This window comes from Micromonospora sp. NPDC023814 (assembly GCF_040639595.1).
Classification (GTDB): Bacteria; Actinomycetota; Actinomycetes; order Mycobacteriales; family Micromonosporaceae; genus Micromonospora.
Map to the genome: position 1 here is coordinate 1 of NZ_JBFAAF010000082.1, position 22,673 is coordinate 22,673.

22 protein-coding genes are annotated in these 22,673 nt (G+C 73.8%); 11 read left to right on the forward strand and 11 right to left on the reverse strand.

The genetic code is table 11. The features are described from left to right. Nucleotides 1–262 precede the first annotated feature (262 nt). On the reverse strand, nt 263–1,171 hold the full coding sequence (locus AB0G14_RS29910) for a serine hydrolase (protein WP_357703107.1): 909 nt from the start codon (nt 1,169–1,171) through the stop codon (nt 263–265). A gap of 52 nt (nt 1,172–1,223) precedes the next feature. Between AB0G14_RS29910 and AB0G14_RS29915 the strand changes: the two genes are divergently transcribed. Continuing rightward, entirely contained in the window at nt 1,224–2,180 is a 957-nt protein-coding gene (locus AB0G14_RS29915) for a LysR substrate-binding domain-containing protein (protein WP_357703109.1), read from the forward strand. A gap of 114 nt (nt 2,181–2,294) precedes the next feature. Then, nucleotides 2,295–3,146 carry an aldo/keto reductase gene (locus tag AB0G14_RS29920; protein ID WP_357703111.1) on the forward strand — a complete coding sequence of 284 codons (852 nt, stop codon included), beginning with the start codon at nt 2,295–2,297 and terminating at the stop codon, nt 3,144–3,146. A gap of 130 nt (nt 3,147–3,276) precedes the next feature. Here AB0G14_RS29920 and AB0G14_RS29925 read toward each other — a convergent pair whose 3' ends face one another. Continuing rightward, a complete protein-coding gene (locus AB0G14_RS29925; protein ID WP_357703113.1) occupies nt 3,277–3,804 on the reverse strand; it encodes a nuclear transport factor 2 family protein in 528 nt (175 codons plus the stop codon). Nucleotides 3,805–3,934: 130 nt separating this feature from the next. On the opposite strand from AB0G14_RS29925, the gene AB0G14_RS29930 reads away from it, so the two are divergent. The 4 genes from AB0G14_RS29930 to AB0G14_RS29945 all read left to right on the forward strand — a co-directional run bounded on the left by AB0G14_RS29930 (nt 3,935) and on the right by AB0G14_RS29945 (nt 7,524). After that, nucleotides 3,935–4,942: a DUF5937 family protein gene (locus tag AB0G14_RS29930; protein WP_357703115.1), complete on the forward strand. Its 1,008-nt coding sequence runs from the start codon at nt 3,935–3,937 to the stop codon at nt 4,940–4,942. Between the two features lie 132 nt (nt 4,943–5,074). Then, entirely contained in the window at nt 5,075–5,629 is a 555-nt protein-coding gene (locus AB0G14_RS29935; protein ID WP_357703117.1) for an NAD(P)H-dependent oxidoreductase, read from the forward strand. A gap of 27 nt (nt 5,630–5,656) precedes the next feature. Then, complete coding sequence (locus tag AB0G14_RS29940) at nt 5,657–6,670, forward strand: ATP-binding cassette domain-containing protein (protein WP_357703119.1); 1,014 nt, start codon at nt 5,657–5,659, stop codon at nt 6,668–6,670. Continuing rightward, nucleotides 6,667–7,524, forward strand: a complete 858-nt coding sequence (locus tag AB0G14_RS29945; protein ID WP_357703121.1) for an ABC transporter permease — start codon at nt 6,667–6,669, stop codon at nt 7,522–7,524. The genes AB0G14_RS29940 and AB0G14_RS29945 overlap by 4 nt, the downstream gene beginning before the upstream one ends. Before the next feature lie 57 nt (nt 7,525–7,581). Here AB0G14_RS29945 and AB0G14_RS29950 read toward each other — a convergent pair whose 3' ends face one another. The 3 genes from AB0G14_RS29950 to AB0G14_RS29960 all read right to left on the reverse strand — a co-directional run bounded on the left by AB0G14_RS29950 (nt 7,582) and on the right by AB0G14_RS29960 (nt 12,838). Further along, nucleotides 7,582–8,895: a hypothetical protein gene (locus AB0G14_RS29950; protein WP_357703123.1), complete on the reverse strand. Its 1,314-nt coding sequence runs from the start codon at nt 8,893–8,895 to the stop codon at nt 7,582–7,584. Next, nucleotides 8,892–9,416, reverse strand: a complete 525-nt coding sequence (locus AB0G14_RS29955) for a SigE family RNA polymerase sigma factor (RefSeq protein WP_357703125.1) — start codon at nt 9,414–9,416, stop codon at nt 8,892–8,894. The genes AB0G14_RS29950 and AB0G14_RS29955 overlap by 4 nt, the downstream gene beginning before the upstream one ends. Nucleotides 9,417–9,508: 92 nt before the next feature. Continuing rightward, complete coding sequence (locus AB0G14_RS29960) at nt 9,509–12,838, reverse strand: AAA family ATPase (RefSeq protein WP_357703127.1); 3,330 nt, start codon at nt 12,836–12,838, stop codon at nt 9,509–9,511. Between the two features lie 237 nt (nt 12,839–13,075). Between AB0G14_RS29960 and AB0G14_RS29965 the strand changes: the two genes are divergently transcribed. Next, nucleotides 13,076–13,792 (forward strand): DUF981 domain-containing protein, encoded by a 717-nt coding sequence (locus AB0G14_RS29965; protein WP_357703129.1) that lies wholly within the window; start codon nt 13,076–13,078, stop codon nt 13,790–13,792. A 65-nt stretch (nt 13,793–13,857) separates the two neighbouring features. On the opposite strand, the gene AB0G14_RS29970 is transcribed toward AB0G14_RS29965, so the two are convergent. Genes AB0G14_RS29970 through AB0G14_RS29980 form a run of 3 tightly spaced genes read right to left on the reverse strand, consistent with a single transcriptional unit; the run spans nt 13,858 to nt 15,232 of the window. Continuing rightward, nucleotides 13,858–14,259, reverse strand: coding sequence for a hypothetical protein (locus AB0G14_RS29970; RefSeq protein WP_357703131.1), 402 nt, complete (start codon nt 14,257–14,259; stop codon nt 13,858–13,860). Then, complete coding sequence (locus tag AB0G14_RS29975; protein WP_357703133.1) at nt 14,256–14,516, reverse strand: hypothetical protein; 261 nt, start codon at nt 14,514–14,516, stop codon at nt 14,256–14,258. The genes AB0G14_RS29970 and AB0G14_RS29975 overlap by 4 nt, the downstream gene beginning before the upstream one ends. 17 nt (nt 14,517–14,533) lie before the next feature. Continuing rightward, the gene (locus AB0G14_RS29980; RefSeq protein WP_357703135.1) at nt 14,534–15,232 is read right to left on the reverse strand and encodes a hypothetical protein; all 699 of its coding nucleotides are present in this window, start codon (nt 15,230–15,232) and stop codon (nt 14,534–14,536) included. Nucleotides 15,233–15,556: 324 nt separating this feature from the next. On the opposite strand from AB0G14_RS29980, the gene AB0G14_RS29985 reads away from it, so the two are divergent. Both AB0G14_RS29985 and AB0G14_RS29990 read left to right on the forward strand, forming a co-directional pair. Next, nucleotides 15,557–15,778 (forward strand): hypothetical protein, encoded by a 222-nt coding sequence (locus AB0G14_RS29985; protein WP_357703137.1) that lies wholly within the window; start codon nt 15,557–15,559, stop codon nt 15,776–15,778. 14 nt (nt 15,779–15,792) lie between these two features. Next, nucleotides 15,793–16,134 (forward strand): GYD domain-containing protein, encoded by a 342-nt coding sequence (locus AB0G14_RS29990; RefSeq protein ID WP_357703139.1) that lies wholly within the window; start codon nt 15,793–15,795, stop codon nt 16,132–16,134. A gap of 60 nt (nt 16,135–16,194) precedes the next feature. Here the strand turns inward: AB0G14_RS29990 and AB0G14_RS29995 are convergent, their stop codons facing one another. Next, entirely contained in the window at nt 16,195–17,556 is a 1,362-nt protein-coding gene (locus AB0G14_RS29995) for an AAA family ATPase (protein WP_357703141.1), read from the reverse strand. Between the two features lie 184 nt (nt 17,557–17,740). Here AB0G14_RS29995 and AB0G14_RS30000 point away from each other — a divergent pair, with 184 nt between their 5' ends. Then, a complete protein-coding gene (locus AB0G14_RS30000; protein WP_357703143.1) occupies nt 17,741–21,034 on the forward strand; it encodes an NACHT domain-containing protein in 3,294 nt (1,097 codons plus the stop codon). 57 nt (nt 21,035–21,091) lie between these two features. Here AB0G14_RS30000 and AB0G14_RS30005 read toward each other — a convergent pair whose 3' ends face one another. Then, nucleotides 21,092–21,367 carry a hypothetical protein gene (locus AB0G14_RS30005; protein ID WP_357703145.1) on the reverse strand — a complete coding sequence of 92 codons (276 nt, stop codon included), beginning with the start codon at nt 21,365–21,367 and terminating at the stop codon, nt 21,092–21,094. A 109-nt stretch (nt 21,368–21,476) separates the two neighbouring features. On the opposite strand from AB0G14_RS30005, the gene AB0G14_RS30010 reads away from it, so the two are divergent. Further along, entirely contained in the window at nt 21,477–21,932 is a 456-nt protein-coding gene (locus AB0G14_RS30010) for a hypothetical protein (protein ID WP_357703147.1), read from the forward strand. Between the two features lie 75 nt (nt 21,933–22,007). Here the strand turns inward: AB0G14_RS30010 and AB0G14_RS30015 are convergent, their stop codons facing one another. Next, on the reverse strand, nt 22,008–22,670 hold the full coding sequence (locus tag AB0G14_RS30015) for a hypothetical protein (RefSeq protein WP_357703149.1): 663 nt from the start codon (nt 22,668–22,670) through the stop codon (nt 22,008–22,010). Between the last annotated feature and the right edge of the window lie 3 nt (nt 22,671–22,673).

Here is a 22,673-nt window from a genome sequence, read left to right on the forward strand (position 1 = left end):
CGGCCTGCGCCGGGCCGGCCAGGGCGGCGCCGGCGAGCCCGCCGGCGGAGACCAGCGCGGTGCTGGCGGCGGCGTCGCGGAGGAAGCGGCGGCGGTCGAGGTTGGGCATGTGGAGTTCTCCCCGTCGTGGTGCTGATCGGTCGGTGCCGAGCCAATCAGCACTTCCCCCGCCCAGTCCAAGATCCACGGCCGGAACGGTCGATACCCGCCGGCATATCGGACCAGCTCAGCGGGGCCCGGCGCGGCTCGTTCCGGCCGGAAATCAGCGGGCGCGCAGCGCCTCGACGGCGGTGCGGGCCGCCTCGCCCATCGCCAGGTCGACGTCGATGCGGCGGGTGGCGAGGTGGGCGGCGCGGGCGAAGACGGCGATCGCGTACCGGCCGCCGTCGGGGTACTCGGCCACGCCGGCCTCCAGGTGCAGCCCCGGCAGGCTGCCGGTCTTGCCGGCCACCCGCACCCCGGGCGGGAAGCCGGCGGCCAGCCGGGTCCAGAAGAGCTGCCGGGCCATCCAGCCCCGGACCATCGCGCAGGCTCCGGGTGGGCCGGCCTCGTCCCGCCAGACCAGGCCGAGCAGCCGGGTGATCTCGCGGGCGGTGCTCGACGTGGTGTGCGCGGGGTCGAACACCCGCATCGCGCGGACCCGCTCGGCGGGCAGGGTGGGGAAGATCCGGGCGAAGTCCGCCTCGGTGCGCGCGCCGACGTCGGCGAGCATCATCTCCACCAGGTGCCGGGGACCGCCGACGATCCGGGTGCGCGGCAGCCCCAGCTCGGCGGCGAGCATCGGCAGCACGTCCGCGCCGACCCGGCGCAGCAGCAGGTCGGCGGCGGTGTTGTCGCTGACCGACATGGCGAAGTAGGCCAAGTCCCGCAGCGACACCTCGGCGTCGTCGGCGCAGCCGGCGATCCCCCACCCGCCGAGCCGGTCGCCGGCGGTGACGAGCACCCGCTCCTGCGGGTCGAGCTGACCGGCGACGACCTGCCGCGCGAACTCCAGCACCAGCAGGATCTTGAAGATCGAGGCGATCACCACCTGCTCGTCGGCCCGGACCGCCACCTCCCGCCGGCCGCCGGGCTGCCCCGTGCCGTCGTCGGCCGCGTCGAGGTCGACCGCGTGCAGGCTGCCGGTGACCCCGACCCGTTCGAAGATCTCCGCGATCCGCTCCGTCGCCACGCTTCGCACCGTAGCCGCCGCCCGCGTCGGGGCGCTGGCGTAGGGTCCGGCCGTGGACCTGCTCCGGCACCTGCGGCACTTCGTGGTGGTCGCCCGCGAGCTGCACTTCGGCCGGGCCGCCGAGCTGCTCGGCATGGCCCAGCCGCCGCTGAGCCAGTCGGTGCAGCGCCTGGAGCGGGAGCTGGCGGTGGAGCTGTTCGACCGGTCCCGCCGCCAGGTGCGCCTGACCACCGCCGGTCAGCTGCTGCTCGGCGAGGCCGAGGACCTGCTCGCCGGGGAGGGCCGGCTGCGCAACCTGATGCGCCAGGTGCGCGAGGGGGTGTCCGGGGTGCTCCGGGCGGGGGTGCCCCCGGAGACGCCCGCGGTGACCCTGCGCGAGCTGCTCGACCGGCTGGCCGACCGGGCGCCCGGGCTCGACGTGGACCTGCACGAGCTGACCAGCGGCGAGCAGGAGCGGATGCTGGCCGAGGGGCGGCTGGACGTCGGCCTGCTCCACCATCCCGTCACCGACGAGGGGCTGCGCCTCGGCGCCGCCGTCGACGTACCGCTGGGGGTGCTGCTGCCGCGGGCGTCGCCGCTGGCCCGGGGCCGGGAGGTGGAGCTGGCGGCGCTGGCCGGACTGGACCTGGTCACCGCGCCCCGGGCCACCGCGCCCGGCTGGCACGACCACCTGCTCGACGTCTGCCGCCGGCACGGGTTCGCGCCGGCGCGGGTCCGCCCCGCGCGCAACCCCGAGTTCCTCTTCGGGCTGGTGCTGGCCGGCGGCGGGATCGCCGTCGAGCCCGCCGCGACGGCCCGCCGGGAACCCCGGATCGCCTGGCGGCCGATCGCCGGGTCGCCGCTGGTCAAGCGCACCTCGGCGGCCTGGCGGCGCCGGTCCGCGCACCCGGCCGCGCCGATGTTCGGGCAGCTCGCGGCGGAGGTGCTGGCCGACGGGTCCGCGCCCCCGGCACCGCCGCCCGGGCCGGCGCCCCGGCCCTGGCCGGTGCTCTTCGACGAGCCGGCCTGAGGCCGGGATCACCGGTTGGAACACCTCGAATCAGGGGTACGCCAGGGGATGGCCCGCCGGGCGTGGAAGCGGTTCCGCGCACCCGGCTTCGTGACGACCGGCGAAGGAGCCCCGATGGCGAACGCGGTCCCCATCATCTCCCTGAACGACGGCAACACCATCCCGCAGTTCGGCTTCGGGGTGTTCCAGATCGATCCGAAGGACACCGTCGCGGCGGTCCGCAAGGCCCTGGAGGTCGGCTACCGGCACATCGACACCGCCGAGATGTACGGCAACGAGGCGGAGGTGGGCCAGGCGGTCCGCGAGTCGGGGCTGGACCGCAACGAGGTCTTCGTGACCAGCAAACTGAGCAACGCCTTCCACCGGCCCGACGACGCCCGCAAGGCGTTCGAGTCGACGCTGGCCGCGCTGAAGATGGACCACATCGACCTGTTCCTGATCCACTGGCCGCTGCCCACCCTCTACGACGGCGACTTCGTCTCGACGTGGAGGGCGCTGGAGGAGTTCCAGCGCGACGGCCGGGCCCGCTCGATCGGGGTGTCGAACTTCCAGGTGCCGCACCTGGAGCGGCTGGTCGCCGAGGCGGACGTGGTGCCGGCGGTCAACCAGGTCGAGGTCCACCCGTACTTCGGCAACGAGGAGGTGCGGGAGTACGGCCACCGGCACAACATCCTCACCGAGGCGTGGTCGCCGATCGCGCAGGGCAAGGTGCTGGGCGACCCGACGGTCGTCGACGTCGCCGAGCAGGTCGGCCGGACCCCGGCCCAGGTGGTGCTGCGCTGGCACGTGCAGCGCGGCGACATCGTCTTTCCGAAGTCGACCACCCCGGAGCGGATCGAGGAGAACTTCCAGATCTTCGACTTCGAGCTGGATGACGCGGCGATGGAGCGGATCACCGGACTGGACCGGGGCGAGGCCGGCCGGCAGGGCGGGCATCCGGACACCTTCGACTACGTCCCCGCGTAACGCGACACGGCGAGACGGCGCAGGTGGAGGGGGCCGGAGCCCTCCGCCGCGCCGCGGCAGGCCACCCGAGCGCCCGCCGCGGGGCGGGCGCGGCAGTGACCGCGCCCGCCCCTCCCCCCGACCCCCCGGGTCAGATCCGGCCCACCGAGTCCTGGTTCTGCAACACCAGCCACCGGCCGTGCTCGTAGGTGAAGCTGACCCCGATCAGCAGCGGCACCCGGGTGCCGGTCGCGGGCACCGCGTAGACGGAGTCGAACAGCACGAACCCGGTGCGGCAGCCCACCACGGTCCGCTTCGCGACACTGAACGACTGGGTCCAGGAGTCGTCGGCGAAGAACCCGCGCAGCCAGTCCACGGTGGCCTGCTTGCCGTCCAGGACCTCCCCGTCGGAGGCGAAGACCGAGGTGACATCGGGGTGCAGCAGGGCCGCGAAGCCGTCCAGGTCGCGCCGCGTGGTGGTGTCCACGTACGCCTGGACGGCGCGGTCGAAGGCGCGCTCGCAGCCGTGGGCGGTGGCGTCGCCGCTTCCGGCCGTCGCGGCGTCGGGGGCGGCCGACCCGGCCGCGGGGGCCGCGGCGAGCAGGCCGGCGGCGAGCCCGAGCAGGGCGAGCGAACGGCCGAGCCGGCCGGCGGTACGGACGGAGGCGGGTGGGCGCATCGCATGCTCCTCGGCGACGAGTGGGTCGGTCTGGTGGCAGCCAACCCCGCTCACGGCGCACCCGGCCACTGATTCGAGCCCGGTCGAATGCTCGACACCACGCCGACCACGCCGCCGGTAGGATCCCGCTGTGCTGGTCGCGCATCTGGACTGCCCGACTCTCGCCCGGCTCCGCCTGGCGACCTCGCCGGCGGCGGAGGTGACGTCCTGGCTGCAGGCCGCGCTGTCGCCGTTCGGGCACCCGGTGCACGGCGATCCCGGCCCTGCCGCGCGGGGCGCGCTGCGACACCCCGACGTGGCCCTGGTCGCGCGGCTGGTCACGCCGCCCGGCCGGGGCGGCTACACACCGGACATGCTCACCCCGAAGCCGCCGCTGGGCCCGCCCGACGCCGTGTTCGAGGAGCAGCTGGCGGCGGCCGAGGCGACGTCGGCCGGCGAGGTGGCCGTGCAGATGCACGAACGGTTCCCGGCCGGCCGGATGCCGGTGTGCGTCCGCGCGGCGGTCGAGGACGGCACCCTCGCCCGGCGGGTCGCCGACGGGCTCCGGCACTTCTGGCGGGCCGCGCTGGCCGACCAGTGGCCGGCGCTGCGGGCCACGCTGGAGGCGGAGCTGGCCCTGCAGGCCACCACGATGGCGACCACCGGGGTGGGCAGCGTGCTGAACAGCCTGCACCCGAGGGTGGCCTGGACCGGCCGGGCGCTGACCATCGACAGCTCGTACCGGATCACCACGGCGCTCGCCGAGGCGGAGCTGGTGCTCGCGCCGTCGGTGCTGGCCTGGCCGCACATCTCGACGCAGCTCTGCGACGCCGGCAACGCGGTGCTGGTCTACCCGCTCGGCGCCGGGCGGGCCGGCCAGCGCCGGGGCGGGCTCGGTGAGCTGGTCGGCGCGAGCCGGGCCGCGATCCTGGCGGACCTGGACGTGCCCCGCTCCACCCGGCAGCTCAGCGAGCGGCACCGGCTGGCCCCGGCCACCGTCTCCTACCACCTGGGGGTGCTGCTGCGGTCCGGTCTGGTGCTTCGGAGCCGGGACCGGCACAGCGTGCTCTACCGGCGCTCGGCTGGCGGGGAGGAGCTGGTGGGCTGCCAGCCGGAGCCGACGCGCCCGGCGAGCCGGCGGAAGACCGGGCAGGCCTGACCGCTTACCGCGCCGACACTCCGGTGCCCGGACCTGGCGGTACCTCGCGAAGCCGCTAGATCAAATCTGGCGGACCGCCGGCCACCGTCTCGCGCCTGACGGGTGGGACCGGAACGGCCGGGAGGAGGAAGCGTGGAGCCGCTGCGACTCGCCGTGGTCATCGGCAGCACCCGGGAGGGGCGGGTGGGCGACCGGGTCGCCCGCTGGTTCGTCGACCGGGCGGACGCGCACGACGGGCTGACGGTCAACGTGGTCGACCTGGCCGACTACGACTTCCCCGCCAGCTACCCGGCGGAGCCGACCCCGGCGATGCGCGCGTTCGCCGAGCAGGTGGGCCGGGCGGAGGCGTTCGTCGTGGTCACCCCGGAGTACAACCACAGCTTCCCCGCGTCGTTGAAACAGGCGATCGACTACGCGTACGACGAGTGGCAGGCGAAACCGGTCGGTTTCGTGTCGTACGGCTGTGGTTCGGTCGGCCTGCACGCCGTCGACCAGCTCCGGACGGTCTTCACCGCCCTGCACGCCGTCACGATGCGCGACGTCGTCGGCGTGGACCTGCTCTGCGGCGAGCCGACCCCGCTGGCCACCGACCGGCTGCGCCGGGCCGCCCGTGTGCTGCTCGACCAGCTCTGCTGGTGGGGCCTGGCCCTGCGCGACGGCCGCGCCGCGCGCCCGTACGTCTCCTGAGAAGTTCGCCAAGGAAGGTAGGGATCAATGAATAGACGCAGCACCGGCCTGGCCATCGAGGCCGAGGGGCTGACCCGCTCGTTCGGGGACACCCGGGCGCTGGACGGCCTGGACCTCGCGGTGCCCGCCGGCACCGTCTACGGGGTGCTCGGCCCGAACGGCGCCGGCAAGACCACGGCGGTGCGGGTGCTGGCCACGCTGCTACGCCCCGACGGCGGGCGGGCGCGGGTGTTCGGTCACGACGTCGTCCACGAGGCCGACGCCGTCCGGGCCCGGGTCAGCCTCACCGGCCAGTACGCCTCGGTGGACGAGGACCTGACCGGGCTGGAGAACCTGATCCTGCTCGGTCGGCTGCTCGGGCACGGCAAGCCGGCCGCGCGGCAGCGGGCGGACGGGCTGCTCGCCGCGTTCGGGCTGACCGAGGCGACCGACCGGCAGGTCAAGAAGTACTCCGGCGGCATGCGGCGGCGCATCGACATCGCCGCGAGCATCCTCAACACCCCGGACCTGCTATTCCTCGACGAGCCGACGACGGGGCTGGACCCGCGCAGCCGCAACCAGGTGTGGGAGATCGTCCGGGCCGTGGTGGCGCACGGCACCACGGTGCTGCTGACCACGCAGTACCTGGACGAGGCCGACCAGTTGGCCGGCCGGATCGCGGTGGTGGACCACGGCCGGGTGATCGCGGAGGGCACCCCGGGCGAGCTGAAGTCCTCGGTCGGTTCCGGCACCGTCCACCTGCGACTGCGTGACGCGCACCAGCGGCCCGAGGCGGAACGGCTGCTGCGCGCGGTGCTGGACGTGCCGGTGCAGCTGGAGCCCGACCCGGTGGCGCTGACCGCCCGGGTCGGCGGCGAGGGCGGCGACCTCGACGCCAGCGAGCAGGCCGCCCGGGTGCTCGGCGACCTGGCACGCGCCGGCATCGTCGTCGACAACTTCTCCCTCGGCCAGCCGAGCCTGGACGAGGTCTTCCTGGCCCTGACCGACCACCCCGCGGTCGGCGCCGACGAGCGGGACGAGCAGCTGGAGGCAGCCCGATGAGCAGCAACGCCACCACCACGACCGGGCCGGCCCCGTCGGTCTACGTACCGTCGGCGGAGGCGCTGGCGACCGTCCTCGCGCCCGGCGCCCGGCCGTCCCGGCCGAGCCCGCTGTCGGCGTCGCTGACGTTCGGCTGGCGGGCCATGTTGAAGATCAAGCACGTGCCGGAGCAACTGTTCGACGTGACGGCGTTCCCGATCATCATGGTGCTGATGTTCACGTACCTGTTCGGCGGTGCCCTCGCCGACAGCCCACGGGACTACCTGCAGTTCTTCCTGCCCGGCATCATGGTCACCAGCGTCGTGATGATCACCATGTACACCGGCGTCGGCCTCAACACCGACATCGAGAAGGGCGTCTTCGACCGGTTCCGGACGCTGCCGGTGTGGCGACCCGCCGCGCTGGTCGGCATGATCTTCGGCGACGTGCTGCGGTACGTGCTGGCCGCCGTGGTCATCCTCGGCGTCGGTCTGGTGCTGGGCTTCCGCCCCGACGGCGGGCTGCTCGGGGTGCTGGGCGGCATCGGCCTGCTGGTGGTCTTCTCGTTCGCGTTCTCCTGGGTCTGGACGTTCTTCGGCCTGGTGCTGCGCAGCGAGAAGTCGGTGATGGGGGTCAGCATGATGGTGCTGTTCCCGCTGACCTTCCTGAGCAACGTCTTCGTCGAGCCGGTCACCATGCCGGGCTGGTTGCAGGCGTTCGTGAAGGTCAACCCGGTCACCCAGCTCGTGGCCTCGGTGCGGGCGACGATGTCGGGGGCGTCGGACGCGTCGAGCACGATGTGGACGCTGGTGTGGAGCGCCGGTTTCGTGGTGGTCTTCGGCACCCTCACCATGTACCGCTACAACCGCCGCTGACCCGGCCGGCGACGGGCACCGCCACGGAGGTGGTGCCCGTCGTCGATCCGGTGGCCGCTAGGAGTCGATCCGGACGGTGGCCGTGCCGCCGGCGGTGGTGACGCGTACCTCGGTGGCGTCGGCGGGTAGCAGCGCCGCACCACGCCCGGCGTCCTGCCACCGCCCGGCGCCGACCCGGTAGCTCAGCGCCGCGCCCTCGGCGACGACGAGGACACCCTGCCCGGCCGGCAGCCGAAGCCGCACCGGCAGCGGCGCCTTCCAGTCGACGAACCCGCTGGCCGCCGGCTGGAACGGCGCGTCGCCGCGGGCGAGCAGGGCGATCGCGCGGGCGGGATCGTCGTCAAACTGGATGGTCTGGAGCAGCAGCCGCCGACCGTCGGGGGTCGCGCCGTGGACGACCAGCAGCGGAGCATCACCGGCGAGGTGAACGCCGCCGCGATCCTCGTAGGCGGCGAGCGCGCCCCGCCACTGCGAGCCCTTGACGACCTCGGCGGGGTCGCCGCCCCACACCTGTTCCGCGCCGGGCAGCGTGTGGGTGACCCACCGCGGCTCAGGGCTGCCCTTCTCCCTGTCGGGGAAGAGGATGTCGTCAGCGTTGGTGACGTCGACGGCGGTCGCCGTGCTGAACGGCACCCCGACCAGGGCGAAGGTCACCCTGTCGCGCTGCGGCGGCACCGACAGCACGGCGGCCCCGTCCCGGAACGCCACCCGCTGGAAGGTGCGCTCGACCCGGCCGTCCGGGGCGTACCGGAACGTCGGTGAGAACTCCACCGGGTATCCGGCGTCGAGCACGACCAGCACGTCACGCCGCGGCCCGAGCAGCACGGCCGTCGATTTGCCGTCCATGCTGTCGTTCATGCCGCCCACCGCCATGATCCGCAGGCCGCTGGCGGTGGGCTCGGCGAACGCGGCGTAGCCGATCAGGCGGTCGTTGCCCGGCTCGGACACCATCCCGGTGACGGTGGCCCGCTGCGCGACGTAGGCGGCGGGCCCGGCCGGGGTGTTACCCGCCCAGACCACGTGCGGCTCGCTCCGGGCGTCGAACGCCTTGCCCTTCGTCCGCTGCCGCCACGCCTCCCGGACCTGCCGCAGGTACTCCTCGTCGCCGGCCAGATCGCCGCGGGTGGGTCCGTCGAACAGCGGCGAGGCGACCTCGACCGCGACCTTGCCGGCCCCGTCGTCCGCCAGGTGGATCACGCCGCCGACGGGTACCGCCACCACGGCCGCGCACACCGCGGCCAGGACGGCCCGACGTCGCAGCAGTCGGCGACGCCCACCCCGTCGCACGTTGTCGAGCAGGGTCGGCGGGCCGACGAGGTCGTCGGTCACCCGGCGCAGGAGGCCCTGCACCTCGCTCTCTTCGATGGTCATCGCGCACTCCCGGTGTCGGTCGGGACGGAAAGGACGAGACTCGATCCGGCCAGCGCCTCCCGGAGGCGGGCCAGGCCCCGGGAGGCGTGGCTCTTCACCGCGCCCTCGGAGCAGCGCAGCGTCCCGGCGACGTCGGCGACCGACAGGTCCTCCAGGTAGCGGAGCACCACGGCGGCGCGCTGCCGGGGCGGCAGGGTACGCAGCGCCGCGACGACCGCCTGGCGGAGCGCGATGTCGTCGGCGTGGTCCCGGGCGACCCCGTCGTTGTCACCCAGTGCCTGCTCCGGCCGCCGGCCCCGCCGCCGCCACCGGTTGATCGACCGGTTGACCAGGGCCCGCCGGGCGTACGCCTCCGGGAAGGCGCGCACGCGGCGCCAACGCACGTACATCTGCTCCAGCACCTCCTGGAGCAGGTCCTCCGCCGCGTGCCGGTCGCCGGTCAGCAGGTATGCCACCCGCAACAGTGCCACCGACCGGGTACGGACGAAGTCGTCGAACTCCGTGCCATGCGGATCTCGCATCTGGCCCTCCTGGTCTCTCAGTCACCGAAACACCGCGGAAGGCTGCGCGGTTTACCGGCTCCTGACGTCGACGATCGACCGGCGCCCGAGGGTCAGAGACGCCACGGCGGTGGCTCGGGCGGGAGGTAGCGGCAGGTGCCGCCGGTGGAGACGGTGTCGCGCAGGTGGGCGGCGAGCGCCGGGTGCCGGTCGTCGAGCTTGCGCAGCACGTCCCGAATCCGGGCGGTCACCGTCTTGCGGGCGCGCTCGGCCTCGTCGCCGAGGCGGCGGCTGCGGCCGGCCAGCCCGGCGGCGGCCCGCAACTCGGCGAGCAGGGCCGCCCGTTCGGCGTCGAGGGCGGCCACCTTCGCCTCGTCGCCGCGCCCGGCGGCGCGGTCGATCTCGGCGTCCAGCCGCTCCAGGTGCCGCCGGTAGCGGGCCTTCGCCTCGTCGTCGAGGACCGGGTCGCCGCCCATCCGGCGGGCGGCGACGAGCTCCGGCCCGGCCGCCGGGTCGAGCAGCTCGACCGCCGGGACGTCGACGCCGGGCCGGGCCAGCAGCAGGTGCAGGTCGTGCAGGCCCTTCGCGTCGGGCAGGTGCACGACCGTGCCGGCGTAGGCGAGCTGCCAGACGGGGCCGTCGCGGCGGAACTCGTACGCCTCGGCCGGCGGCTGCCCGGCGACGGGCCCGGCGGACGGCGGCGGCCCGTGCGACACCGGCGCGGACGCGACCGCCGGGTGCTGCCGCCCATCCGCGACGACGGCTGGGTGCTGCCGCCCCGTCGGCGCGACGGTGGGCGGGGGCGCGGCGGTCGGCGCGCCGGCCACCTGGCGCATGCCGAGCGTGGCGGCGTCCCGGACGACTGCGGCGCGCAGCGCGGTGGCGACGGCCTCGTCGCCGGGGCGGTCGCGCCCGGTCAGCGCCTCCGCCAGCGCGGCGCGGGCCAGCACCGACCAGGGCCGGGCGCCCATCCGGTCGGCGGTGTCGCGGGCCGCGGCGAACCCGGCCACCGCGTCGTCCCAGCGCTGCTCCGCCGCGTCGACGGCGGCGAGCCAGTGGTCGACCGGGCCGCTGACGTCACAGCCGAACAACGCCGTCATCCACTGCCCACGGTGCGGCCGCAGCGCGTCCCGGGCCTCGGCGCAGCGCCCGGGGTCGCGGGTGGCGGCGGCGACCTGGGCGCGCAGCCGCAGCCACAGCGGCGCCACCATCCGGCTGTACGTGGTGCCGTCGGCCTCGATCCCGACGGTCAGCCGCAGTGCCGTCGCGCCGTCGCCGCGCTCGGCCGCGGTGATGGCCCGGACGACCTGTAGGTAGGGGTGGTCGCCGGGGTCCAGCCCGTCGAGCAGGGCGTCGGCCTCGTCGTGCCGGCCCTGGAGCAGCAGCCACGACCAGCGCAGATGGTGGCCCATGAAGGCGGACTCGGACTGGTCCCACTCGGACAGCTCGTCCAGCTCGGCGAGCAGCTCGCCGGCGCGGGTGAAGTCGCCCCGGAACCCGGCGATGATGCCGTCGTCGATGGTCGCGCCGATCCGGTGCCGGGCGTCGCCCTCGCGGGCTCCGGTGACGAACGCGGTGAGTTCGTCGTGGTATCGCGGATCGCCGAGTTCCAGCAGCGCCACCCAGCGCAGCGAGGTCGCCCAGAGCTGGGTCTCGCGGTCGCCGGTCCGGCGCGCCACCTCGCGGATCTCGGCGGTGATCGCGGCCCGGTCGGCGGCCGTGCCGAGCCCCCAGGTGGTGTCGTGCCGCGCCCACAGGCTGAAGGTGAGCGCCTCGTCGTCCCGGCCGCGCCGGGCGAGCGACTCGGTGGCGGTGATCAGGTCGGTGACAAGCGTGCGGGCCGCGAGGGTGGCCGCCGGTTCGCCGATCAGCCGCCGGTACGCCTCCCGCAGCAGGCCGTCCGCGTCGGTGGTGCGCGCGGAGCCGAACTGGTGGCGGTGACGGTGGACGGTGAGGGCGACGCGGGCGAGCACCACCGGGTCGTCGACCGTCAGCGCCAGCGTGGCGGCCTCGGCGACGAGGTGCCGTGCCTCGGCGCTGTCGCCGCAGTGGTGCAGCAACTGGCCCAGCTCGACCATGATCTTCACTCGCCGGGTCGGGTCGTCGGCGACCTCCAGCGCCCGGCGGAAGTGGACGATCGACTCGTCCACGGCCAGCCGGCCGCTCGCGTCCCGGGCCGCGGCCACCAGCAGTTCGGTCGCGCGGGACGGGTCGAGCGCGCCGCCGGCCAGGTGGGCGTGGCGGGCCAGGTCGGCCGGGATCAGCCGCTCGGCGAGCGCAGCCGCCCCGTCGACGGCCCGGACCACGGCGGCGTGCCGGGGTCGCCGGTCGTCGTCGGCGAGCCCGTCGTAGAGGGTCTCCCGGACCAGGTCGTGGGCGAAGGCGAAGCGACCGCCGTTGCGGGCCAGCACGAGCCGGGCGGTCACCGCCCGGTCGAGGAGCCGGTCGACCTGCGCCGCCGGGGCGCCCGCAACGGCGGCGAGGACCTGTCGGTGGAACTCGCGGCCCAGCACCGCGGCGACGGTGAGCAGGTCGGCCACCGGCACGGGCAGTTGCGCGAGCCGCCGCCGCACCGCCTCCCGTACGCCGGGCGCGATGGTGCTCACCTGGCCGTCGGCGCGCCACAGCCGGGCGGTCTGCTCCACGAAGAACGGGTTGCCGCCGGTGCGCCGGTGCACCTCGTCGACGAGGTCGACGTCCGGCTCGCGGCCGGCGGTGCGGGCCATCAGCGCGCCCACCTCGTCGCGGGACAGGCCGGTGAGGGTGATGCTGGTCGCCTTCGCCACGAGCGGCATCAGCAGCGGGCGCAGCGGGTGGTCGACGGCCTCCACCTCGGCGTCGCGGTAGGTGCCGACCAGCAGCAGCCGTTCGAACCAGGTGTGCTGGGCGGCGAACTGGAGCAGCCGCATCGAGGCCGGGTCGGCCCAGTGCAGGTCGTCGAGGACGACCACCACCGGCCGGCGCTGGGAGACCGCGACCAGCGCGGTGGTCACCGCGTCGTAGAGGTCGAATTCCTCCCGGTCGGCCTGGTCGTCCCCGCTGCCGCCGGCCGGCCCGCCGATCGCCTCGCGGATCGTCTCGCGGATGGCCCGGTCGGCCGCCGCGCCGGTCGTCTCGCCGAGCAGGGCGGCCAGGCCCGGCTCGGCGGCCTCCCGGGCCACCGCCCAGTCGTCGGACGAGCGGCGCAGCCCGCGCAGCACCTGCACCCAGGGCCAGAAGCCGGGCGCGCTGTCGGAGTCCCAGCAGGCCGCGCCGAGCACCAGGGCACCACGCTGGCGGGCCTCCCTGGCGGCGGCGGTGACCAGGGTCGTCTTGCCGATGCCGGGCTCGCCGGCGACCAGGACGAGGCCGCCGTGGCTGGCGGCCGCCCGGTCGACCTCGGCGCGCAGCAGGCCCGCGGGGTGCTCCCGCCCGATGACGACCTCGCCGAACCGCGGCTCCATGACGCCCCGACCGTAGCGGAACCGTCGGACATCCCGCCGTCTCCGACCCGCCACCCGACGTGGCGGCGCCCGCAGTCGTTCCCGGCCTGAACGGGGTTTCTGCCGCCCTTGTCCGCGATTCTCCGCCGTGACGTTTCTTCGACACGGTCGGGGGAACTCGCCGTGCCGCCCCGCTCGGCCGTGCGGTCGTCCCGGCGCCGGGAGCGGCGAACGGAGGGAGACGCCACGTCCGAGGTATTGGCCCAGGATGACCTGAAGATCGACTGGGCGCAGATGCCTACCTACAACACGATCATGGCACTCGCCGCCGGGGTCGGCCTGCTGCTCGTCGTGGCCCTCGGTTGGCAGATGATGAAGGACAAACCGATCGCCACCGAAGGGTGGTCGGTCGCCTTCGGGATCCTGGGTACGATCCTCGCCGTCACGGGTCTGCACATGACGCTGACCTGGCCGCTGGCGCCCGGGGGCTTTGCCTTCGACAACATCATCTTCGGCGAGCCGTCCCTGGGCTTCGGAGTGCTGATGCTCGGCGCGGCGATCATCCTGTGGCGGCGGGGCGAGGTCTTCGCGGAGGCGTCGCTGGAAAACGGCGGCCTCCGGACGGAGCAGGCGCGACGGTTGCTCTGGCCGATCTCGATCTTCGTGTTCGCGCTCGGCCTGGCCTGTTTCGGCATCGCGGCGGCCGGCTGGACGTACACGCTCTTCGCGGCGCCGCCGCAGGAGCCGATCTCGGGGGAGTTCGCGGAGTACCCGTGGCTCGAGGCCACCTTCATCTCCAGCCTGTACGTCCTGGTGGGGATCGGCTCGGTCCTCACCCCGTTCGCCCTGCTCAAGCTGAACCGCGTGCTACTGGCGATCATCGGCGTGGCGTGGGCGATCGCCGGCGCCATCTTCACTCTCTTCGGAGCGTTGAACTACTTCACCCACATTGGGCTGATCGTCAACACGATGTGAGGCCACACCGTCGTCACGACGCGGCGGACGACGACCCCCGGCGGCGACTGCGCCCACGGCGGCGGTCAGCGGGCGTCGGTGACCACGTGGGAGCAGGCTGCGCAGGCCGCGCGGCCCTGCTCGGCGTACCACCGGCAGGTCCGTCGGATCGCGCAGCGCGGCAGGTCGGCCTCGGCCGGGCCGGCGGTGTCGCGGTACGAGGCGGCGACCCGTTCGCCGAGACCGCAGTGCTCGCCGGTCCAGAAGCCGCACTTCGCGGTGACGCACGGGCCGGCGAGCCGGTACCGGGATTCGACCGGCGTGTCCGTGCCGGCCTGGGCGAGAGCGACCTCGGCCGGGAGCGGCGGCGTGACGTAGGCGACCCGGCCCGCCGGAGTGATCATGCCGAGGAACACCGTGGCGTTGGCCGCGGGGGTGCTCGGGCACATCCGCTCCGGCGGGTCCGGCCGGTGGACGGGGTCCGTCACTTCTGCATCCAGAAGCCGAGGTCGTTGATCTTCTGGCCGAGTTCCTCGGCGAACGGGCCGTCGATGAGCCACAGCCCGTACCACTCGGGCCGGAGCTTGATGTTGGCGTGCCCGACGGCGAGCGGGTTGGTCAGCTTGCTGCCGGCGACGGACAGCGCGTTGAGGCCCGCCTTCTGGATCTCGCCGGCGATGAGGCTCTGCTGTTCGGTGGTCAGCTCGACGCCGTCGACGACGAACCGGAATTCGCTTCGTGCCATGTCCTTACCTCCACAGATCAGTACGATTCGGTCCGCAGCCCGTGCCGCAGACTCGCCCTTGTGAATGCCGCCCAGCCGGAGCGGGAGGCGGGGTCGGCCGCGAGCCCGGCCCGGCTCGCGTGCGCCCGCCAGGAGGTCGCGTCGGCGGCGCGCAGCCCCCACAGCTCCCGGCAGACGGTGACGGCGAACGCGACCTGCTCGGCCGAGCCGGTCCAGCCGGCGGGGCCGTCGGTCACCCGCAACGCGCCACCGGCCTCGACGCGGACCGACGGGAAGTGGTGGTGCAGGCTGGCGAGGGTGGCCAGGTGGGCGGCGTCCACCCGCCGGGCGGCGAAGGCGTCCCGCGTCTCGTCGTCGCGGCTGATCCGGATCGTGTGCAGCGTGAACGCGTCGCCGTCCGCGCTCACCGTGCCCTCGACCTGCACCGGCGTGCTCCAACTCCGGGGCGAGTTGGCCGACCAGAAGGCCAGCCAGGCGTCGAGGCGTTCGTGGAAGTCGGCCTGGAAGCGGGCCGGCCCGCCGGCCAGCCGTGCGGTGGCGACCCGGTCCCGGGCCACGAGGGGCCGGGTGGGTCGCGCCGGGGATGCTCCCCCGGCGGATGCTGCGGCGGGTGGTGCGGCGTGCGCGGCGCTCGCCCCGGTGACGGTGACCGCCGAGGCCGCGGCGGCGCCGAGCAGGATCCGTCGCCGGGACGGTGAGGTGATGGGATTTGTCATGGCCCGCCTTTCATGGACGGCCTTTGCCCGTCACGCTATCGACCGACATTGATCAGATGAACCGTCGCTCTATCGGTAGGCCGACATGAATTCCGGTGATCGACGGCGGCGCGGATACGGGTCTTGTGCTGTCGGTCGGCTTTGTGTCCGGACCGGGTCGGATGCCCGCTTCTCGCGCCCTGTCGAGCTGCCCCGTCGGTGGGACCACCGACCCCGCCGCCGAACGCCCCGCGCCCCGCCGCGCCACCCCAACCGCCCGCCGCCCAGTCGCCGGCCGACAGCGTGGCAAGGACTAGCCACCGGCGGACCGGGTACGCGCGGCGCATGGGTAGTCACAAGGAGAACAAGCACGATCCCGGTGGCGAGTCGGCGCGCGGCCGGCGGCATCCCGGCAGCGGCGCGCGGGGCCACCAGGGCTCGTCCACCGAGCACTCGCCGAAGGCCCGCCACCTGCGCACCGCCAGCGGGTCAGCGGGCACGGAACGCGACCAGGGACGGGCCAAGGTCGAGGGCGCCGAGCGGATCCAACGACAGGGCACGCGCTGAGCCCTGGGCGATGAATGTGGGGAGGTGATGGCGGCGTGGCCAAGTTCCTGTTGAAGTCGACCTACACGATCGACGGGATCAAGGGGCTCACCACCGACGGCGGCACCAAACGCGTCGAGGTCGTCCGGAAGATGATCGAAGGCGCCGGCGGGCGGATGGAGTCGATGTACTTCGGGTTCGGCGCGGACGACACCTACGTGGTGTGCGATCTGCCCGACCACAAGACCGCCGCCGCCCTCGCCATCGACATCCGGGCGGCGGGCGGGGTGGACACCAGGGTCACGCCGGTGCTGACCGCCGAGGAGATTGACCAGGCGACCCGGGAACGGCTCGAATACCAGCCCCCCGGCCGCTGACCCCACGGCTGGTGAGGCGAGTTCGCCGTTCGCGCCGGCCGGTGGCGCACCTGAACCTCGTCACCGGACGGCGCGGCTCCTCGATCCGCTGAGGGCGTCCACCGGGGTCGACCCGCCGGCCAGGAGCGTCAGGATCGTCTGGTTCGCCTCCCAGCCGTCCGGGAACTTCACCGGCACGTCGAGGTGCACGATCTCGGTGGACGGGTGGGCGTCCAGCAGTTCGCCGATGCCGGCGCGCGCCACCACGATGCACGCGTGCCGGTGCCGGGACGTCAGCACGCACAGCCGCCCCGACTCCAGGTGGAACGCCGTCGCGTCCCGCCGCCCCGACAGCGGGTGCAGCACGATCGTCACGTCGTACTCCCGGCCCTGGAGGCGGTTGGCGGTGTCGACGGTGATGCCGGCTCCGGCCTCGCCCAGGTGCGCGCGGATGGCCGCGACCTGGTCGCGGTGGGCGGCCCCGACAGCGATCCGGTCCGCCGTGACCGGCGCGCCCGCCGGCGCGTGCTCGGAGACGGCGACCGCGCCCCGCCGCAACACCCGCAACGCCAGCGCCGCACAGGCCGAGGCGGCCTCCGCATCGGTACGCAGGGTGTGCCGGGCGGGCAGCTCGTGCAGCGCCCAGCCGGTGGACGCCGCCACGTCCACCACCCCGTCCAGCGCGTCCCCGGGCCCCGACTCGGTGAAGGACAGCACCCGGTCGGGCGCGGACGTGCCGGCGCGGAACCCGGTGAACGGGTAGAACGCCGCCGCCACCACCGGGGCCGCCGAGGCGGGCAGCCGCCACGACACCGGCAGCCGGTGCACCGGCAGCTCCGGGTTGTGCCGCAGCAGCACCGCCACCGCCGACTGCATCGGATCCCAGGTCAGCCCCGTCCACCGCGCCGTCTCCACCGTCGAGAACGGGTCGAGCTGACCGGGATCGCCGACGAACAGCGCTCGCTCGAACCTGCCGGCCACGCGCAGCAGCGCGTCCGACCGCATCTGGTACGCCTCGTCCACGATCGCCCACGGCCAGGAGCCCTCCGCGACCGTGGCCCACTTGGCGGCCGTACCGATGATGACGGCCGGGCCGCCGAGGTCGGCGACCTTCGCGGCGACCCGGACCGTCTCGTGGCCCCGCACCCGCTCGGACGGCCTGTAGTCGGCGGCGGAGAGGCGGCCGATGCGCAGCTCGGGCGCCTTGCGGGCCAGACGGTCGATGAGGTCGTCGACCTGCTCGTTGGTCTGCGCGACGATGATCAGCGGCTCGCCGGCGGCGGCCAGCTCGACGGCCGCGCGCACCACCAGGGTCGACTTGCCGGCACCCGGCGGGGAATCCACCACGACGCCCCGGTGCTCGCCCGAGCGCAGGTCGGCCAGCACGGCCGTGATGACCCGCTCCGCCTCGACCGCGGGCGGCATCTCCAACCCGGCACGCATCGTCTGCACCTCCCCCAACGAGGTCTACGGGACCTTACGCCAGACGACCGACGGCGGGCGAGGACCGGGGCCGAGGGGCCGGCGCGGGAAATGCCGGAACCGGGCGCTGGCCTGCGGCGACGGCACTAGCGTTGGCGTGGAGTGGAGGGCAGCCGTCGCCGTCCGGTAGCCGACCATGTCGATCATGGGGGTGTCCATGCACGGGCCGAAACGTGGTCCGGTCTGGGCGGCCCAGCTGTGGTTGCGCCAGCGGCGGCGTCGGTGGCGCACCCGACGGGAACGCCAGGCGGAACGGAACCGCCGCCGGCGTACGGACGAGCGCGGCGACCACCGGATGAGCTGGCGGCACCACCGCGGGCTGCGGTGGGCGATCATCGCCATCGCCGGGGCGTTCCTGGCGTGGACCGCCCTCTCCCTGGTCCTGATGATCCTCGACACCGAGCCCGGCTTCCTCCGGGTGTCGGCGTGGTGCGCGGGCGAGCCGCCGAGGTCGTACTACTGCGGCCAGGTGGAAGGCTTCGTCAAGCCCCCCATGGTCGCGGCGCTGGGCCTGGCGCTCTTCCTCTTCTGGCGGTACGTGCCGGTCCGTCGCTGGTACCGGCGCAACGTCCTGCGCAACAGCCGCATGCTGCTGCCCACCGCCGAACGAGACCTCGACCCGAGCAGCGTCGTCGGCCGCGACGAGCTGTGCGAACTGATGATGCAGCGGCTCCGCGACGAGACGACCCGGCGCCCACTGCTGCTGGTCGGCGGCATCGGCACCGGCAAGACGGCCACCCTGGCCCGCCTCGCGGAAATGCTGATGGCCACCGACGTCGTGCCGATCGGGATCGACCTGCGGACGGTGACCGATCCGGAGAAGCTGAACTTCCACCAGCTCGCCCTCGAACAGTTCCAGCGCACCATCGACACCCGACTGCACGCCGCCGGCGAGGCGGACCGGATGTGGCGGCGGCTCTGGCTGGACAACCGCATCGTGGTGCTCGCCGACGGCCTGGAGGAGGTCCTCGCCGACGCCGCCCAGCCCGCCGACCGGGACAGCGTGCTCCGGGAAGCCGTCCGGGGCACGGTCCGCGAGCGCCTCCCCCTGGTAATCGCGTCGCGGCCCGACGATCCGCTGCGCGGCCTGGACGCGCTGCTGCTGCAACTGGAACCGCTCTCCCAGGGCGCCGCCCTGGAGTACGTGCGGGCCCACAGCCGCCGCTCGGACGCCGGGCACCGGTGGGACCGCATCACCGGGCTGGTCAAGGCCGCCGACGTCGCCGACTCACCGTTCTACCTGCGGGTCATCGGGCAGCTCCACGAGGTCGACCGCCTCGACCGGGTCGAGCCGGCGGGCCCGGGCAGGTCGGCACTGCGCTGGAGCCTGTTGGAGGAGTGGTGTGACGCCACCGTCGCCGGCGACCTGTACGAGGACTACGGCATGCCGCAGACCGAACGGTCCGACGCGATCGAGGTGCTCTCCGCCCTCGCCTGCATCGGGCTGCGCAACAACCGGCTGTCGGTGCGTACGACGGAACTCACCGGCGGCGACGGCACGACCGACGCCGGCCGGGCGTGGATCCTGACCGAGCTGCGCGCCCGGCTGCACAAGCTCAGCGCCGACAACCCGCAGGACGTCGGGCTCGCCGAGACCACCGGGGACGCGCTGAACATCGTGGTGAAGCGGCAGGACGGGGTGCGTTTCCAGCACGGGGTGATCCAGGCGTACCTCGGCTCGCGCTTCCTCACCGCCGCCATGCGCGACGGCGACTTCCTCGCGCAGGCCTTCACCCGCAACCACGGCCCCGGGCGGGAACTGCTGTCCGCCCTCACCCTGCACACCCGCAGCGCGGGCGCGTTCGAACGACTGGACGGGCGGCGCAGCCACCCCTTCCGGCGAGCCGACCTGACCCGTCTCGCCGACACCGCCCGGCGGACGGTCGGCCTGCCCACCAGCGGCCGGGACGAAAAGGCCACCCGGCACCGGTCTATCACGCTCGTGCACCGGCTCCGTGACGAGGCCGCCGCGACGCGCAACCGCACCCGGGCGCTGGAGATGTTCGCGGTCGCCCTGGAGATGGACGCCGCCACCGGGCACACCGCGCACCGGCAACTGGCCGACACCATCCGCCACGCCTGGCCCCGCTACCAGGGGGACGGGTCCGTCACCGACCGCCCCCTCGAAGACGCCAAGATCGCCCTCGTGCACCGGTACGGCGACGCCGCCCGGCAACTCGCGGACCGGCCACCCGAGCCCACCGGCCTCCGGTCGCGGCAGCCCACGCCGCAGTACCGGCAGCTGTTCCAGATGATGGCCGACGAGTCGTCGTACCTCCCCCGGCTCGCCGCGGCCCGCGAGATCGCCAGCGGCGGCAACGCGGCCGTCCGCGCGCTGCGCGACCTGCTCGAAGCGCCGCCGCAGGCGGCCGACGCGACGGGCCGGGAGCGCCTGGAGGAGCTGCGTACCTGGATCGCGCCGTCGCTGTTCCTCTACGCCGACGGCGAGCACGGCCCCGGCGAACCCCACTGGCAGCACGTCGCCCGGGAGACCCTGCGCCGCTGGGTGCACCGCCTGGCCACCGACGCCACCGACGGGGCCCGCGTCTACGAGCTCACCCTCGCCCAGGGGTTCCGGCTCGCCGCCAACTGCCGCACGTACCCGGCGCACCGCAGCCTGCTCGTCGAGGAGGTCGAGAAGGCGCTGCGGCACTCCCGGTTCTGGTACTCCCACCTGGTGCTCATCCAGGCACTCACCCTACTGGCCCTGCCCCGCGACCCCGGCGAGACACTGCACGAACGGGGCCACGGCTCGGACCCGCGCGGGCTGGTCGCCTTCTGGACCTCGATCGCGGGCGGCGGGCACCGCGCCCCACAGCCCGGCAGCGGTACGGTCCACCCGCTCGTCCTCGAGGTCGCGGACCTGTGCGTCGAGGCGCTCATCGACCGCCACCCCGAGCGCCACTGCTGGGTGGACGAGCGGGAGATCGTCGGCCGGGTGGGGGCGGTCAGCCCACAGCCGGGCATCCGCCGACTCCAGGACTCCTGGCTGCCGCCGTCGCACGGCTGGGCCGTCCTGGAACCGCGGGCCCAACGGCTGCTGGCCGACGTGATGCTGCTGCTCAACCTCGCCGACCGGGGCCGGGACAACGACGAGCGGGCGCGCCGGCTCAGCCGGGCCAGCCGCGCCGACCTGCCTCCGTGCCTCACCATCGACCGCACCGCCATGCGGGTCACCCTCAGCCGCCGCCAGGCCCACGACGTCCAGCCCGGTTCCACCTGCATCGACGACTGCCCGTTCCGGCTGTGTCCGCTGCCGCCGAAGGGCGACGAGCTGCCGTACCAGATGGACGAGGCGTTCTGCGCCCACCAGATCGACCTCGTCGGGCGCTGGTTCCGCTCGCCCGGGCGGGCGGACTGGCAGGCGGTCAACCGCGACGACCTGCGGACCTTCTGGCACGAGATGTCCGAACGGATGGCCCCCGCCTGGCGGAAGTGACCAGAGGCGCGGCAGGCGCGGGTGGCAATGAACGCCGAGGCGTAATGAGTCGCTTACTCAAGCCCGCGAGCGGAGGCTGGCTTGGCTCGCCTTGCGCGCCTCGATCTCTTCCATCGTGGTGGCCTGGTACCGGCGTCGCCCCGGACGCGCCTCGGTCACTGCGAACAGCGCCTCGAACGGAGCCGCATGCTCCGCGCATCGGTCTGTTTCCGCAGTCCGGCCCTCCGACACGACCTCGTACGTCTTGGCCTCACGCTGCCTGTCCTGACACACGTCACACACGGTGATGGTGACTTTCACAACCCGTTCCTGTTCGTGCTGCCGATGCTGCACCGCAGCCTACTGACACTGGTTGACGTCTTGATCATCCGGATGTTCACTCTTCCCGCAGGTTGCTGGTCGGCTGGCGCACCCAGCCAGGAAGAAAGTCGAACGAACCGGGATGCCCGCTAGCAAGATCCAGAATGAGCAAGAGGTCCTGCGATGGTTCGAGGAGGGGCGAAGCTACCAGTGGATGGTGGAGGAGTACCGCCGCAAGTACGGCATCGACACCGTACCCTCGCTCTGGGGAAACTTCCGCCGACGGCGAGGGCTCCAGCGGCGGACGACCCGCGACGACGACCTGATCCCGTGGCTTCTCAAGGACGAGCACCGGTGGCTCTTCCCGATCCGGATGTTGCGCACCGAAGCGCGCCGCCGCGCCGGCAAGCAACTGCGCGAGGAGGACAGAGTCAAGCTGGACGCCTGGCTCAAGCGGCTCGCGAGAGAGAACATCGTTCTGCACTACGACCCGGACACCGAGGAGGGCTGGTTCTACGTCCCCCGGCGACCAGGCATCGACACGGACCTCATCCGGGTGCCCGAGCGCAAGACGACCACCCGCCCCGCAGCAGACTGAGGGCCAGCCAGGGGGTCGTCCCTACTCTGCCGGGTGAGTGGCATCACCGTCGGGCGATTTTGGACGGCGTCACGGTCAGGCGGCGAAGCCGCGTCGGCCCTGAGACGTGTCACCCGGCAGCGGCAGATCCTCGACGTGCTGCCACTCCAACTCGTCGTTGTGCCGCAGCGCCGCCTCGCCCCAGGAGACGCGGAGCAGCCCCGCGTCCGAATTGCAGGCGTAGCCCACCAGCAACACCTTCGGCTCGACGGGCAGCCGTTCAACCACTTCCCGCAGCTCCGACCGGTCGCGGGCCTCCTGGTCACTCAGCGGCATGAGCGGCAGGGTGTCCTGCTGGTAGCGCGGCTTCGGGCCGCACAGGACGAGAAGGTCCCGGGCGAAACGGCTGAACGTACGCCCCGGCCTGGCCCGTGCGATCTCGATGTCGTTCCTGTTCGAATAGTGCCAGGGCAGCAGGAAGTGCCCCGCGCAGAGGGTGATCCTGAACTGGGCACCCGGTGGCCGCAGGTCCGTCACGTCGGGCAGATCCCGGAGGCGCTGGTTCAGCTCCTCGTACTGCACCAACCAGCGCACGGTTCCGAAGGCGTGATCACTGGTCATCTCGGACGCCTCGCGGGCGTCCATCGCGCGCTCGACCGCCCGCTTCAGGGCCGCCGGTACGCGCTTTCGCAGCGCCACCGCCTGGGCGAACCCGAACTTCTCGATCGACCACTGCGACGGCCCGTCCCCAACGCCCACGCC